Here is a 14,117-nt window from a genome sequence, read left to right on the forward strand (position 1 = left end):
ATAAAAAAAGCTGGCTTAAAGCCAGCTTTTTTATGTTCATCGCGTATTAACGCATGGTCACAAATTCTTCCGCGGCCGTCGGGTGGATTGCCACCGTATTGTCGAAGTCTTTCTTCGTTGCGCCCATCTTCAGCGCCACGGCGAAGCCCTGCAGGATCTCATCCATGCCGAAGCCGATGCCGTGGATACCGACAATCTTCTCGTCCGGGCCCACGCAGACCAGCTTCATGCGGCACGGCTGGCGGTGAGAGGTGACGGCGGTGTACATCGCGGTGAATGCTGATTTATACACTTTCACCTGGTCGTCGCCATACTGCTCGCGCGCCTGCGGCTCGGTTAAGCCGACGGTGCCGATTGGCGGGTGGCTGAAGACTACGGTTGGGATAAGGTTGTAATCCAGATGCTCGTCCGGCTTGTTGTTGAACAGGCGCTCAGAGAGACGACGACCTGCCGCAACGGCCACCGGCGTCAGCTCAACCGCTCCGGTATTATCGCCGACCGCATAAATGCCCGGTACGCTGGTGTTCTGGAATTTATCGACGACGATATAGCCTTTTTCGTCGGTTTTCACGCCGGTCACGCCGAGGTTGAAGTTATCGTTCGCTGGTTCACGACCAATCGCCCAGATCAGGCAGTCGACGGTCTGGCTGCGGCCATCTTCCAGCTCAAGCGTCAGGCTGCCGTCCGCATTTTTCACCACCGATTTTGGTACGGCGTTGGTGTGCAGGGTCGGGCCTTCGGTGTTCATCACTTCAACCAACGTGTCGACGATCAGCGGGTCAAAGCTGCGCAGCGGCGCATGTTTACGCACGAACAGGTGCGCTTCTGCGCCCAGGCCGTTAATCACGCCAGCCAGTTCTACGGCAATGTAACCCGCGCCCACGATGGCGACGCGTTTAGGCAGGGCAGGCAGCTCAAAGAAACCGTCGGAGTCGATACCGTATTCTGCACCTGGAATATTAGGGTGGCTCGGACGGCCGCCGGTGGCGATCAGGATGTGATCGGCGGTGATCGTCTCACCGTTCACTTCGATCGTTTTCGCGTCCACAAAGCGGGCGAAGCCGTGGATGACGTCAACGTTATTTTTACCCAGCACGTTGTCGTACGAGGTGTGAATACGGTCGATGTAGGCGGTACGGCTGGCGATCAGCTTGTCCCAGTCGAAGTGGTTGATGGTGGTGTCAAAGCCGTAGTCCGGGCCATACATATGGATAGCTTCACGGATCTGCGCCGCATGCCACATCACTTTCTTCGGTACACAACCCACGTTCACGCAGGTGCCGCCCAGCGCTTTGGCTTCAATCAGCGCGCACTTCTGGCCGTACATGGCCGCACGGTTGATGGAGGCGATGCCGCCGCTGCCGCCGCCGATTGCGATGTAGTCATAATGCTTAGTCATAGCTTTTGTCCTTAATCGTGAATTGCCGCGATTGTATACCTGAAATCAATAGTTTCCACCGATGGCTGCGATTACTCCGGCACGATCCAACTGACGGTGGCGTGGCCTGTACCCGCTGGCACCAGCGTTTTATGCAGCCACGGCAGCACGTTGTTCATCTGCGCTTCGAGCTTCCACGGCGGGTTGATCACAATCATCCCGGAGGCGGTCATACCGCGCTGATCGCTGTCCGGACGAACTGCCAGCTCAATCTGCAGGATTTTGCGGATGCCGGTCGCTTCCAGGTCTTTGATCATGCGTTTGATTTGCGCGCGCAGCACCACCGGATACCACAGGGCGTATGTCCCGGTGGCGAAGCGTTTGTAGCCTTCGTGGATACCGGTCACCACCGCCTGATAGTCGGTTTTGATTTCGTACGGCGGGTCGATCAGCACCAGGCCGCGACGGGAAACCGGCGGCAGCTTGGCTTTCAGCTGCTGGTATCCGTCGGATTTTTCCACGCGGGCGCGGCTGTCTTTCTGGAATTCAGAACGCAGCAGCGGGAAGTCGCTCGGATGCAGCTCGGTCAGCTGGAGGCTGTCCTGCTCGCGCAGCAGCTGGCGTGCAATCAGCGGCGAGCCCGGGTAGTAGCGCAGCTGGCCGTTGCGGTTGAAGTGATTCACCACGCCGATGTACGGCTCCAGCTCGGCAGGCAGATCGTCCTGCTGCCAGATGCGGGCAATCCCTTCCAGATATTCACCGGTACGCTCGGCATGCTCGCCGCTCAGCTGATAACGGCCCGCGCCCGCGTGCGTGTCCAGATAGAGAAACGGCTTCTCTTTCTCTTTGAGCGATTCGATGATCAGGCTCTGAACGGTGTGTTTAAGGACGTCGGCGTGGTTGCCTGCGTGGAAGCTGTGGCGATAACTGAGCATGGGTAATGATATTCCGCTGAATTGACGATTTGCCACAGTTTACAGCAGAACGGCGCAGATTACCCGTAGGCCCGGCAAGCGCAGCGCCACCGGGCGCTTTTCCGCCACGTCTGGCATTGAAATCCTCTACACTTAACCCCATTCTAGATCCCATATGCACAGCGCCGGATGCGCGCTTCATTCACCTATTTCAACAGGACAGCGTTTATGACCAATCCATTACTGACGCCTTTTTCGTTGCCGCCGTTTTCTAAAATCCTCCCTGAGCATGTGGTTCCAGCCGTTACGCAATCGCTGGACAACTGCCGCGCGGCGGTAGAAAGCGTGGTAGCGCAGGGCGCGCCGTACACCTGGGAAAATCTGTGTCAGCCGCTGGCCGAAGTGGACGACGTGCTGGGGCGTATCTTCTCCCCGGTGAGCCACCTGAACTCGGTAAAAAACAGTCCGGAACTGCGCGAAGCCTACGAACAGACCCTGCCGCTGCTCTCTGAGTACAGCACCTGGGTCGGCCAGCACGAAGGTCTCTACAAAGCCTACCGCGACCTGCGCGACGGCGACCATTATGCCGAACTGAACACGGCGCAGAAAAAATCGGTCGATAACGCCCTGCGTGACTTTGAGCTGTCCGGTATCGGTTTGCCAAAAGAGAAGCAGACCCGCTACGGTGAAATTGCCGCGCGCCTGTCCGAACTGGGCAACCAGTACAGCAACAACGTGCTCGACGCCACCATGGGCTGGACGAAGCTGATTACCGACGAAGCGGAGCTGGCGGGTATGCCGGAAAGCGCGCTGGCAGCGGCAAAAGCCCAGGCCGAGGCGAAAGAGCAGGACGGTTTCCTGTTAACGCTGGATATCCCGAGCTATCTGCCGGTGATGACCTACTGCGACAACCAGGCCCTGCGCGAAGAGATGTACCGCGCGTACAGCACCCGCGCCTCCGATCAGGGGCCGAATGCCGGTAAGTGGGACAACAGCCCGGTGATGGCGGAAATCCTTGCTCTGCGTCACGAGCTGGCACAGCTGCTGGGCTTCGAAAACTACGCCGATAAATCCCTCGCCACCAAAATGGCGGAAAACCCGCAGCAGGTACTCGACTTCCTGACCGATCTGGCGAAACGCGCCCGTCCTCAGGGGGAGAAAGAGCTGGCCCAGCTGCGCGCCTTCGCAAAAGCGGAGTTCGGCGTGGACGAGCTGCAGCCGTGGGATATCGCGTACTACAGCGAAAAACAGAAGCAGCACCTTTACAGCATCAGCGACGAGCAGCTGCGCCCGTACTTCCCGGAAAACAAAGCCGTTAACGGCCTGTTCGAGGTGGTAAAACGCATCTATGGCATCACCGCCAAAGAGCGTACCGATATCGACGTCTGGCATCCGGACGTGCGCTTCTTCGAGCTGTATGACGAGAAAAACGAACTGCGCGGCAGCTTCTACCTCGATCTTTACGCGCGTGAGAACAAGCGCGGCGGGGCGTGGATGGATGACTGCGTTGGCCAGATGCGTAAAGCCGACGGTTCTCTGCAGAAGCCGGTCGCCTACCTGACCTGTAACTTTAACCGTCCGGTGAACGGCAAACCGGCGCTGTTCACCCACGACGAGGTGATCACCCTGTTCCACGAGTTCGGTCACGGTCTGCACCATATGCTGACCTGCATCGAAACCGCAGGCGTGGCCGGTATCAGCGGGGTGCCGTGGGATGCGGTCGAGCTGCCAAGCCAGTTTATGGAAAACTGGTGCTGGGAGCCGGACGCGCTGGCGTTTATCTCCGGCCACTATGAGACCGGCGAACCGCTGCCGAAAGCGCTGCTGGATAAAATGCTGGCGGCGAAAAACTACCAGGCGGCGATGTTCATCCTGCGTCAGCTGGAGTTCGGCCTGTTCGACTTCCGTCTGCACGCGGAGTTTAGCCCGGAGCAGGGTGCGAAAATCCTTGAAACCCTCGCCGAGATTAAAAAGCAGGTTGCCGTTATTCCAGGACCAACCTGGGGCCGCTTCCCGCATGCGTTCAGCCATATCTTCGCAGGCGGCTACGCGGCGGGTTACTACAGCTACCTGTGGGCCGACGTGCTGGCGGCAGATGCCTTCTCTCGCTTCGAAGAAGAGGGGATCTTCAACCGCGAAACCGGCCAGTCGTTCCTCGATAACATCCTGACCCGCGGCGGGTCTGAAGAGCCAATGGTGCTGTTCAAACGCTTCCGCGGCCGCGAGCCGCAACTGGATGCGATGCTTGAGCATTACGGGATCAAAGGCTGATTGTTACGTGAAGATCTGCTTAGTAGATGAAACAGGCGCCGGAGACGGCGCCTTATCTGTTCTGGCGGCCCGCTGGGGGCTGGAGCACGATGAAGAAAACCTGATGGCGCTGGTGATGACGACAGCGCACCTTGAATTACGCAAGCGCGACGAACCGAAGCTCGGCGGGATTTTTGTCGATTTTGTCGGCGGCGCGATGGCGCACCGGCGCAAGTTCGGCGGCGGTCGCGGCGAGGCGGTGGCTAAAGCGGTCGGCATCAAGGGGAGCTACCTCCCGGACGTGGTCGATGCCACGGCGGGGCTGGGGCGTGATGCCTTTGTGCTGGCGTCTGTCGGCTGTCACGTGCGAATGCTGGAGCGTAATCCGGTGGTCGCTGCGCTGCTCGACGACGGGCTAGCGCGGGGCTATGCGGACCCGGAAATCGGCCCGTGGCTGCAGGAACGACTACAGCTGATCCACGCCTCTAGCCTGACGGCGCTGACCGACATCACCCCGCGTCCGCAGGTGGTCTATCTCGACCCTATGTTCCCGCATAAGCAGAAAAGCGCGCTGGTGAAGAAAGAGATGCGGGTGTTTCAGTCGCTGGTGGGGCCGGATTTAGATGCCGATGGCCTGCTGGAGCCGGCTCGTCAGCTCGCGACGAAGCGGGTGGTGGTAAAGCGCCCGGACTATGCGCCGCCGCTGGCGGACGTTGCCACGACCAATGCGGTGACCACTAAAGGGCACCGGTTTGATATTTATTCGGGAACGCCAGAATAAAAAAGCCGGGTGGCGGCTTCGCCTTACCCGGCCTACGTTCAGTGCCATTTGTAGGCCCGGTAAGCGTTAGCGTCACCGGGCTTTTTTGCACTTACTCGTCTTCTTCGTCACGCAGTGGAACAATCAGCATATCCACGTGAACGGTGTTAATCAGCTGGCGCGCTGAAGACATCAGCTTGCTCCAGAAGTCCTGATGGTGACCGCACACCACCAGGTCCATGTCGTATTTCTTGATCGCATCAACCAGTACCTGACCCAGGTCGCCGCTGCCGCTCAGGGTTTCGGTGATCGGATAACCCGCGTTGGTGGAGAGCTCGCTCAGAGCGTGGTGAGTCTCTTCGGAAATGCGTTTCTGCATATCGCCAAGATTCACGTCGATCAGACCGGTGTAGAGGTCGGAGTAATTCACGTCAACGTGGATCAGCGAAACTTTCGCGTTGTAGGGACGTGCCATGGATACCGCTTTATCAACCAGCACTTTGCTCTCCGGGGAGAGGTCTACCGCGATGAGAATGTGTTTGTAAGCCATAGTGTTACTCCTTCCTTAAGTTATCGATGACTAAATGGGAAAGCCGTCGTCTGATGCTTTCATTACGGCCCAGTTAAACATATTTTTCAAGCTTTGGTGTTGATAACGATTAACCTTGTGGCAAAAAAATTAACGGATCTCCTACACTATTAAATGAGCCGTTCGGATATTAAAACGCGAACCGGATCGACTTTTGGTCATTCTTTCACTGAACTGTCTGTCAGGGCATTGGGGTGCGGTAGCTCAGGAGCCTTGCTTCGTGGGCGGACGCCGGGGAGGATGTATGATTAGCACCGTCGCATTGTTTTGGGCGTTATGCGTGGTTTGCATAGTGAATATGGCGCGCTACTTCTCATCGTTACGTGCGCTGTTAGTGGTACTTCGTGGTTGCGATCCGTTGCTTTATCAGTATGTGGACGGTGGAGGGTTCTTCACCTCGCATGGACAGCCCAGCAAGCAGATGCGTCTGGTGGGATACATCTACTACCAGCGCTACCGCGATCATCACGATGAAGAGTTTATTCGTCGCTGCGAGCGCCTGCGTCGTCAGTTCATTTTGACCAGCGCCCTGTGCGGGCTGGTCGTAGTCAGTATGATTGCATTGATGATTTGGCACTGAGCATAAAAAAAGCGGGTCAGTTTCCTGACCCGCTTTTTGTCGCCTTCAACCGATTAAATCAGCTTCAGCGAAATCCAGTACAAACCGCCAGACAGCAGGATAGAGGCCGGAAGGGTGAACACCCAGGCCATCAGAATGTTGGTCACGGTTTTGCGCTGCAGACCGCCGCCGTCAACAATCATGGTACCTGCCACGGACGAGGAGAGTACGTGGGTAGTTGAGACCGGCATACCGGTATAGCTTGCCAGACCGATAGAAACCGCCGCCGTCATCTGCGCGGACATACCCTGCGCATAGGTCATGCCTTTCTTACCGATCTTCTCGCCGATGGTGGTCGCCACACGACGCCAGCCAATCATTGTACCGATACCCAGTGCCAGCGCGACGGCCATGATGATCCAGATTGGCGCGTACTCGATGGTGTTGAGCATATCGCCTTTCAGTTTCTTCAGGAGACGCTGGTCGTCAGCATTCACGTCAGGCAGCTTCGCCACTTTATCCGTCACATCAGAAATGCACAGCATGATGCGACGCAGCTGACCACGCTGCTCAACGGTCAGTTTGTCATAGCTTTCGATATTGCCCAGCATGCCTTTCGCACGTTCCAGCGCGTTAATCGCGTTTGCCGGATGGCAGTGGAACTCGCCAGGCGCAGTCGCGGCACCGGCTTCCGGAGAAGGGATTAGCTGGTCAACGCCGGTCGCCTTCTTCAGCAGTTCGGGATGCTGCTGGAAGTAGGTTTCGACGTTGTTGACCGCATCGCGGGTACGGGTGATTTCGTAGCCAGAGGCATTCATGTTGACCACGAACCCTGCCGGTGCAACGCCAATCAGTACCAGCATTACCAGACCAATGCCTTTCTGACCATCGTTCGCGCCGTGTGAGAAAGCCACGCCGATAGCGGAAATGATCAGGGCAATACGCGTCCAGAATGGCGGCTTTTTCTTGCCGTCTTTCTTTTCACGCTCTGCCGGCGTCAGGTGAATACGGGAGCGTTTTTTGGTATTGCTCCAGTAACGACGCAGGATGAAGATCAGCCCGCCAGCCACCACCAGACCCACGATAGGGGAGACGATGAGTGAGGCGAAGATCCCCAGTACTTTCGGGATATTTAACGCATCAACAACCGAGGTACCGGTCATGAGGGCATTCGTTAACCCGATACCGATAATCGCGCCGATGAGTGTGTGAGAACTGGATGCAGGCAGACCGAAATACCAGGTACCGAGGTTCCAGATAATCGCAGCAAGCAGCATTGAGAACACCATAGCAAGGCCATGGCCAGAACTAACGTTAAGCAGCAGATCCGTTGGCAGCATATGCACAATGGCATACGCAACGCTCAGTCCGCCCAGGAGGACACCAAAAAAGTTAAATACCGCCGCCATAACAACCGCAAGCTGCGATCGCATTGCGCGAGTGTAAATAACCGTCGCTACTGCGTTTGCAGTGTCGTGGAAGCCGTTGATCGCTTCGTAAAACAGTACAAAAACCAGAGCAAGCAATAATAAAAGCCCGGTATGTAAATCCAGGCCGGCAAACAAATGTAGCATAGGACGTTACGCCATTTTGAGGACATGAACGCGGCGCATTATCCAGGACAAATGCACGGCGGGCAAAGTGAAATATAGACTTTTTTTGACATACCACCTGATTTGAGAAAAGTGCCTGAAAGGATATTCTTTAAATTTCAATGGAATGGCTTTGTAATATCTTTTTACGCTGGTGTGACCACAGAGGAAACTTTACAATCCGCGGCAGTTAACAAAGAGGGTTTTGACGTGGAAAGGTTTGATGCCGTGGTAATTGGCGCCGGTGCGGCGGGTATGTTTTGTGCGGCAATGGCCGGACAGGCGGGTCGTCGCGTGCTGCTGCTGGATAACGGTAAAAAGCCAGGCCGTAAGATCCTGATGTCCGGCGGCGGGCGCTGCAACTTCACTAATCTGTATGTTGAACCCGCGGCCTATTTGAGCCAAAACCGTCATTTTTGTAAATCTGCGCTGGCGCGTTACACCCAGTGGGATTTTATCGACCTGGTGGGTAAGCACGGCATCGCATGGCATGAAAAGACGCTGGGGCAGCTGTTCTGCGACGACTCCGCGCAGCAGATTGTCGATATGCTGGTGGCCGAGTGCGAGAAGGGCGGCGTCGTCATGCGCCTGCGCACGGAAGTGCTGGAGGTCGCCCGCGACGACCAGGGCTACACGCTGCAGCTCAACGGTGAAACCGTCAGCGCAGACAGCCTGGTGATCGCCAGCGGCGGCCTGTCCATGCCCGGGCTGGGCGCCTCCCCGTTTGGCTATAAGATTGCCGAACAGTTTGGCCTGAAAGTCTTGCCCACGCGCGCCGGTCTGGTGCCGTTTACGCTGCATAAACCGCTTCTGGAACAGCTTCAGACGCTGTCTGGTGTGTCCGTTCCCTCGGTCATTACCGCCGAAGACGGCACGGTGTTCCGTGAAAATCTGCTCTTTACCCATCGCGGCCTCTCCGGCCCGGCGGTACTGCAAATCTCCAGCTACTGGCAGCCGGGGGAATTCGTCACGGTTAACCTGCTCCCGGACTGCGATCTCGACGCGTTTCTTAACGAGCAGCGTAACGCGCACCCGAATCAAAGCCTGAAAAATACCCTGGCAATGCAGCTGCCAAAACGTCTGGTGGAATGTTTGCAGGTGCTGGGGCAGATCCCGGATGTGTCGCTCAAGCAGCTTAACAGCCGCGAGCAGGAGGTGCTGGTTGAGACGCTGACAGCCTGGCGCGTTCAGCCAAACGGAACCGAAGGCTACCGCACGGCGGAGGTGACGCTGGGCGGGGTCGACACGAATGAGCTCTCGTCCCGCACCATGGAAGCGCGCAACGTGCCGGGGCTCTATTTTATTGGCGAAGTGATGGATGTGACCGGCTGGCTCGGCGGGTACAACTTCCAGTGGGCATGGGCAAGTGCCTGGGCGTGTGCTCAGGCGCTGGCAGAAGACAAGTGACATAAGATTGCTGCCACTCGTCGCGGCTGGCTTTACGGACCGACGGTGGTGACGTCCGTCACGGCCAGAATATTGCTCGCGGCCACGGTCCCCATCTTGATATATGACGCTGCGGTAACGCCGCCAATATGCGGTGAAATAACCACGTTTTCTACGGACTGCCAGAGGTGCGGCGCCGTCAGCGGCTCGTGGGTAAAGCTGTCCAGCGCGGCGCTGTGCAGCGTGCCATCCCTGAGCGCCGCCAGTAACGACTCATTGTGGATCAGTCCGCCGCGTGCCGTATTCACCAGAATGGCGTTCCGCTTGCAGTGTGCGAGCGTCTGGCTATTGATCATCCCCCGATTCTCATCGGTCAGCGGACAATGCAAAGAGATGACATCAGAACGGGAAAGAAGGCCGGTTAGCGTTTCTGTGCGCTCGCACAGGGCAGGCATGGACTTCGCGTAAGGATCGTAAGCCAGCACCTTCATGCCGAAGGCGTGACCAATATGTGCCACGCGCGAGCCGATAGCACCCAATCCGATGAGACCTAGCGTTAAGCCCTCCAGTTCAATAGATTTATGCGTCGCCTTATCCCAGTGCCCATCCCGCAGCCGCTTGTCCAGAGGCACCACGGACTTTGCGCAGGCGAGGATCAGCGCCCAGGTATGTTCAGCCACTGCTGCCGCGTTTGCGCCTGGCGCAGCCCGGACGGCGATGTTGCGCTCGGCTGCTGCCGTCTGGTCTATCACATCGATCCCGCTTCCGTGCTTGGAAATAACCTGCAGAGCCGGGGCGGCATCCATGACTTTCGCGGTGATCTTGCCGTAACGAACCAGAATCGCCACAGGATTGTGTCGTTCACACAGCGCGATCAATTCATCTTCTGTGGGCTGGCGGCCCGCAAATACCACTTCAAAGCCCTGCAACATCACCATGGCCTGCTCTGCCAGGTCGCTACCGGTAACCAGAACGACGTCTTTGCCTCCCATCACAGCGTCTCCCCGTCAGCTAACATGCCTGCCTTACGAAGCGCGTCATCAAGCCAGTGTGGACGTAAATCGCCCTCACGGATGGCGGCAAGACGTCGGGTCTCCATCTCCAGCTTTCCTTTTGCCAGAGCGATAACCTCCTGAACCTCATCGCGCGGGATGACGACCACGCCGTCGATATCCGCGACAACCAGGTCTCCGGCCTGAACCGTCGCCCCGGCGACTGAAATGGGATGATTCACCCGGCCAGAAATTAACTTTGTCGGGCCGCAGGGGTTCAGACCGGCAGAAAAAACGGGGTAGTGACCTTTGCTCAGGGTGTCGGCGTCACGTACAGCCCCGTCAATAATGATGCCCGCAATGCCGCTCGCCTGAGCCTGAGTGGCCATGATTTCCCCAAGCAGCGCGCAGCTCAGGTCGCCTTTGCCATCGACGACCAGGACATCGCCGGGCTGCGCCACCGCCATCGCGGCATGGATCGCCAGATTATCCCCCGGACGGACTTCAACGGTGATGGCCGGACCCGCAACGGACATGTGTGGGGCCAGCGGTTTGATGCGGCCATGAAGCGTACCGCGGCGACCGGCCACGTCGGCCAGAATAGCTGCCTGATACTCGGCAGCCCGACGAACGTCCTCGGCAGAAACGCGCTCGAAATGGCGATTAATCGGTTTTTTATCAGTAACGGACATAAATGCCTCCATATTGTTTTACTAAGTACAATGCAGGTGTACAGTGCAAAACAACTATAGCGGTGTTGCTTTCCTTTTAGCCAGATCCGAGGTGGCGTTTGTGATGTAAACACGAAGTGACTCACAAAATTTGAGGTACACTCACTGCCGGGCTAACAAGGAGATAACGATGGGGAATGAAGGCGTTGTAGCGGTTGAAAAAGCGCTGGCTTTACTGGATTGCTTCCGTCCTGGGGATGAGAGCCTGACGCTGACCGCGCTGGCACAGCTATCGGGTTATCACAAAACCACGGTTTACCGCTTGATGAATTCTCTTGAACGGATGAATTACGTCGTCAGGCATGAAGACGGCAATTATGCGCTGGGCCCACGTCTGCTTTACCTCGGCAAGCTGTATGAACAATCTTTCCATCTTTCCCGGGTGGTTCAGCCAGAGCTTCAGGCCTTGTCCCTGGCGTCTCAGGAGAGTGCCAGCTGGTATGTACTGGAGGGAGGGCAGCGGCTTTGCCTGTTTCGCGCTGAAGCGTCGCATGGCCTGCGACACAGCAATCTTCCCGGCAGCCAGTTCCCGCTCGATAGTTCGGCCATCAGTAAGGTATTACGCCATTGGGGGCTCAATGAGAGCCTGCCGGAGGGAGACGCTGAACTTCCATTCTACACGTCAGGCGCGCGCGATCCCCACACCGCTGCGTTTGCGATGCCTGTCTTCGGCGTTCACGACAAGCTGGTTGCGGCGTTAGCCCTGACCGGCCCCATCTCACGGCTGACGGAAGATCGCCGTGAGAAGGAGATAGGTCAGTTGATGAAGGCAGCTGCAAGCCGCCTGTCTCAGAAAATGGGAGCCAGTAAGCCCTTCTGTCAGCAGTTCTTTGGTGAAACGAGCGATACGGCGGAAGAAAATCTTTAAACGCAGAAGCGGGACAAATGTCCCGCTTCTGTCATCGTTAATGCGTGACCTGTTTTTCGTGTAGCTGAGCGCGGCGGGCCTGCCGTCCCATAATGAGCACCGCGATACCCCCGGCCACGCACAGCGCGGCCAGCGGAAGCATAGCCAGCGTGTAGCTGCCCGTCCGCTCATTGATAATGCCGTACGCGTTTACCATCACCGCCCCGCCAATCAGGTTTGCGATGGCGCCAATCGCGGCCAGTCCCGCCGCCGCTGAGGTACTGCTCATCCAACCGGACGCCAGCGCCCAGAAAGGCCCTTTCATTGAATAAGCGCCTATCAGCATAATGCTGAGGATAACGATCGTGGCAGACAGCGAGACGCTTACAAAGGCGGCGAATACGCCTGCGGCAATCATGAATAGCGTGAGTGCGGTATGCCAGCGGCGTTCATTGGTACGATCGGAATTCCGTCCCCATACAATCATAAGAACAGATGCCAGACCGTAAGGAATAGCGTTAAGCAGACCTGTCTCAAGGTTATCGAGATGGAAGGATTTCAGCAGTTGAGGAGACCAGACGCTGATGGTGGTGCCCGCGGACGACGCGCCCGCGTAAATCAGCGCCATCAGCCAGATCTGGCGATGCTTCAGCAGCTGCCACGTGGTCTGGTGTCCAATGTTCTTTTGCTGGCTACGCTCGGTTTCCAGCGTGGTTTCCAGCCATTGTTTCTGTTCTCTGCTAAGCCAGTTCGCCTGATGAGGGCGATCCCGGAGAATAAACCAGGCCGCAATACCCAGCAGTACAGCAGGTAAGCCTTCAATAATGAACAGCAGATGCCAGCCGCGAAGACCCAGCCAGCCATCCAGTGACAGTATCAACCCGGAAAGCGGGGAGCCGATGAAGTTAGCGAGCGGGATGGCGACCATAAAGGACGCAATAATGCGTGCGCGGTAGCGGGAGGGGATCCACCAGGTCAGATACAGCACGACGCCCGGGAAGAAGCCCGCCTCTGCAGCACCGAGAAGAAAACGGACGATATAGAGCGACGTAGTGTTCTGCACCAGGGCCATACACATGGAGACGATGCCCCAACTGATCATAATGCGCGGGATCCACAGCCGGGCGCCGACTTTCTGCATGGCCAGGTTGCTGGGTACCTCAAACAAAAAATAGGCCACGAAATAAAGACTACTGGCGAAGCCAAACGCGGCTTTGCTGAGGCCAAGGTCCTCATTCATCTGCAGCGAAGCCATGCCGATATTCCCGCGATCGATAATGGAGACCAGGTAACTGACAATCAGAAACGGGAGAATACGCCAGATCACCTTCCGCATCGTCTCTCTTTCTATGTCCTCGGTGGCGGTCGCGTCGTTACGTAAATGTTCTGTCATTGTGTCCTCGCAGGGTTTGTTCTTTGTTTTATTAGGTACAACTTAGTTTTATTAAACAAAACCACTATAGCGACGGCGCGTGATTTTTATCCAGTTAATGGAAGGTTTAAATGATGTAAATAAGAGGTGACTCACAGATAGTGCGCTTCAGATATATTGCTCACAGCAGGCGAACCAGCCGCTAAGAGGGGATTCTGTAAAGGAAATAATCACGCAGCGCAATTATTGCACCAACTTTTCCACTCCGTTCAACTAAGCTTCGACCTGGCGCTCCGCCGCGTTCGCGGGGCCTTATTCCTTTTGGTCGAGCACGCTTCATGCAGCTACTCAGTATTATTATTTTGCTTACCCTCACCGTGGTGGTCCATTCGCTGTGGATGTTTGGCGTTTTAAAATTCATTAAATTAGAAGTCGATTCTGCGGTACGCATCGTGTTACGCAACGTCGGTATCGTCATCTCCATGATCTTCGCCCACCTCCTTGAGGCCGGACTGTTTGCTGCGTTTTATTTTGTCATCGACGCGTTTAATGACTGGAACACCAGCTTCTACTTTTCGCTGGTGAGCTACGCGACGGTAGGATACGGCGACGTCACGCTACCCCAGCACTGGCGGCTCATCGGGGGCGTAGAAGGGCTGGTAGGCGCGTTGATGGTGGGCTGGTCCGTGGCGGTTCTGGTGGCGGTGTTGCAGCGTTTGCGCGGCATGAGCGCCTAAAACGGCAGAT

At 56.8% G+C, this 14,117-nt stretch carries 13 protein-coding genes; 6 read left to right on the forward strand and 7 right to left on the reverse strand.

The features are described 5' to 3' along the window. Window positions 1-46 precede the first annotated feature (46 nt). Both gorA and NQ230_RS01680 read right to left on the reverse strand, forming a co-directional pair. Window positions 47-1,399: a glutathione-disulfide reductase gene (gene gorA, locus NQ230_RS01675; RefSeq protein ID WP_257259685.1), complete on the reverse strand. Its 1,353-nt coding sequence runs from the start codon at window positions 1,397-1,399 to the stop codon at window positions 47-49. Window positions 1,400-1,470: 71 nt separating this feature from the next. Beyond that, entirely contained in the window at window positions 1,471-2,313 is an 843-nt protein-coding gene (locus tag NQ230_RS01680) for a 23S rRNA (adenine(2030)-N(6))-methyltransferase RlmJ (protein ID WP_023333753.1), read from the reverse strand. Window positions 2,314-2,520: 207 nt separating this feature from the next. On the opposite strand from NQ230_RS01680, the gene prlC reads away from it, so the two are divergent. Together prlC and rsmJ are read left to right on the forward strand one after the other, a co-directional pair. Next, a complete protein-coding gene (gene prlC / locus NQ230_RS01685; RefSeq protein WP_257259686.1) occupies window positions 2,521-4,563 on the forward strand; it encodes an oligopeptidase A in 2,043 nt (680 codons plus the stop codon). A 7-nt stretch (window positions 4,564-4,570) separates the two neighbouring features. Next, window positions 4,571-5,323, forward strand: a complete 753-nt coding sequence (gene rsmJ / locus NQ230_RS01690) for a 16S rRNA (guanine(1516)-N(2))-methyltransferase RsmJ (protein ID WP_032640378.1) — start codon at window positions 4,571-4,573, stop codon at window positions 5,321-5,323. Window positions 5,324-5,414: 91 nt separating this feature from the next. Here the strand turns inward: rsmJ and uspA are convergent, their stop codons facing one another. Continuing rightward, window positions 5,415-5,852: a universal stress protein UspA gene (uspA, locus tag NQ230_RS01695; RefSeq protein ID WP_003861223.1), complete on the reverse strand. Its 438-nt coding sequence runs from the start codon at window positions 5,850-5,852 to the stop codon at window positions 5,415-5,417. A 283-nt stretch (window positions 5,853-6,135) separates the two neighbouring features. On the opposite strand from uspA, the gene uspB reads away from it, so the two are divergent. After that, entirely contained in the window at window positions 6,136-6,471 is a 336-nt protein-coding gene (gene uspB, locus NQ230_RS01700; RefSeq protein WP_003861224.1) for a universal stress protein UspB, read from the forward strand. A 53-nt stretch (window positions 6,472-6,524) separates the two neighbouring features. On the opposite strand, the gene pitA is transcribed toward uspB, so the two are convergent. Continuing rightward, window positions 6,525-8,024: an inorganic phosphate transporter PitA gene (pitA, locus tag NQ230_RS01705; protein ID WP_159515083.1), complete on the reverse strand. Its 1,500-nt coding sequence runs from the start codon at window positions 8,022-8,024 to the stop codon at window positions 6,525-6,527. A 228-nt stretch (window positions 8,025-8,252) separates the two neighbouring features. On the opposite strand from pitA, the gene NQ230_RS01710 reads away from it, so the two are divergent. Beyond that, on the forward strand, window positions 8,253-9,449 hold the full coding sequence (locus NQ230_RS01710) for a BaiN/RdsA family NAD(P)/FAD-dependent oxidoreductase (protein WP_257259688.1): 1,197 nt from the start codon (window positions 8,253-8,255) through the stop codon (window positions 9,447-9,449). A 32-nt stretch (window positions 9,450-9,481) separates the two neighbouring features. On the opposite strand, the gene NQ230_RS01715 is transcribed toward NQ230_RS01710, so the two are convergent. Both NQ230_RS01715 and NQ230_RS01720 read right to left on the reverse strand, forming a co-directional pair. Beyond that, window positions 9,482-10,420, reverse strand: a complete 939-nt coding sequence (locus tag NQ230_RS01715) for an NAD(P)-dependent oxidoreductase (RefSeq protein WP_257261299.1) — start codon at window positions 10,418-10,420, stop codon at window positions 9,482-9,484. Continuing rightward, the gene (locus NQ230_RS01720; protein WP_121426163.1) at window positions 10,420-11,112 is read right to left on the reverse strand and encodes an RraA family protein; all 693 of its coding nucleotides are present in this window, start codon (window positions 11,110-11,112) and stop codon (window positions 10,420-10,422) included. Before NQ230_RS01720 ends, NQ230_RS01715 begins: the two co-directional genes overlap by 1 nt. A 169-nt stretch (window positions 11,113-11,281) precedes the next feature. Between NQ230_RS01720 and NQ230_RS01725 the strand changes: the two genes are divergently transcribed. Then, window positions 11,282-12,019, forward strand: coding sequence for an IclR family transcriptional regulator (locus NQ230_RS01725; protein ID WP_121426162.1), 738 nt, complete (start codon window positions 11,282-11,284; stop codon window positions 12,017-12,019). Window positions 12,020-12,056: 37 nt separating this feature from the next. On the opposite strand, the gene NQ230_RS01730 is transcribed toward NQ230_RS01725, so the two are convergent. Continuing rightward, window positions 12,057-13,391, reverse strand: coding sequence for an MFS transporter (locus NQ230_RS01730; RefSeq protein ID WP_121426161.1), 1,335 nt, complete (start codon window positions 13,389-13,391; stop codon window positions 12,057-12,059). A 317-nt stretch (window positions 13,392-13,708) separates the two neighbouring features. Between NQ230_RS01730 and NQ230_RS01735 the strand changes: the two genes are divergently transcribed. Then, on the forward strand, window positions 13,709-14,107 hold the full coding sequence (locus tag NQ230_RS01735) for a potassium channel family protein (protein WP_257259691.1): 399 nt from the start codon (window positions 13,709-13,711) through the stop codon (window positions 14,105-14,107). Window positions 14,108-14,117: the final 10 nt, after the last annotated feature.

Source organism: Enterobacter asburiae, from assembly GCF_024599655.1.
Lineage (GTDB): Bacteria > Pseudomonadota > Gammaproteobacteria > Enterobacterales > Enterobacteriaceae > Enterobacter > Enterobacter asburiae_D.

Coding starts and splice junctions, on each gene's coding strand:
- NQ230_RS01720 (WP_121426163.1), bottom strand. CDS start 11,112: ATGTCCGTTACTGATAAAAAACCGATTAATCGCCATTTCGAGCGCGTT.
- NQ230_RS01730 (WP_121426161.1), bottom strand. CDS start 13,391: ATGACAGAACATTTACGTAACGACGCGACCGCCACCGAGGACATAGAA.
- NQ230_RS01680 (WP_023333753.1), bottom strand. CDS start 2,313: ATGCTCAGTTATCGCCACAGCTTCCACGCAGGCAACCACGCCGACGTC.
- uspA (WP_003861223.1), bottom strand. CDS start 5,852: ATGGCTTACAAACACATTCTCATCGCGGTAGACCTCTCCCCGGAGAGC.
- NQ230_RS01725 (WP_121426162.1), top strand. CDS start 11,282: ATGGGGAATGAAGGCGTTGTAGCGGTTGAAAAAGCGCTGGCTTTACTG.
- NQ230_RS01715 (WP_257261299.1), bottom strand. CDS start 10,420: ATGGGAGGCAAAGACGTCGTTCTGGTTACCGGTAGCGACCTGGCAGAG.
- pitA (WP_159515083.1), bottom strand. CDS start 8,024: ATGCTACATTTGTTTGCCGGCCTGGATTTACATACCGGGCTTTTATTA.
- prlC (WP_257259686.1), top strand. CDS start 2,521: ATGACCAATCCATTACTGACGCCTTTTTCGTTGCCGCCGTTTTCTAAA.
- uspB (WP_003861224.1), top strand. CDS start 6,136: ATGATTAGCACCGTCGCATTGTTTTGGGCGTTATGCGTGGTTTGCATA.
- NQ230_RS01735 (WP_257259691.1), top strand. CDS start 13,709: ATGCAGCTACTCAGTATTATTATTTTGCTTACCCTCACCGTGGTGGTC.
- gorA (WP_257259685.1), bottom strand. CDS start 1,399: ATGACTAAGCATTATGACTACATCGCAATCGGCGGCGGCAGCGGCGGC.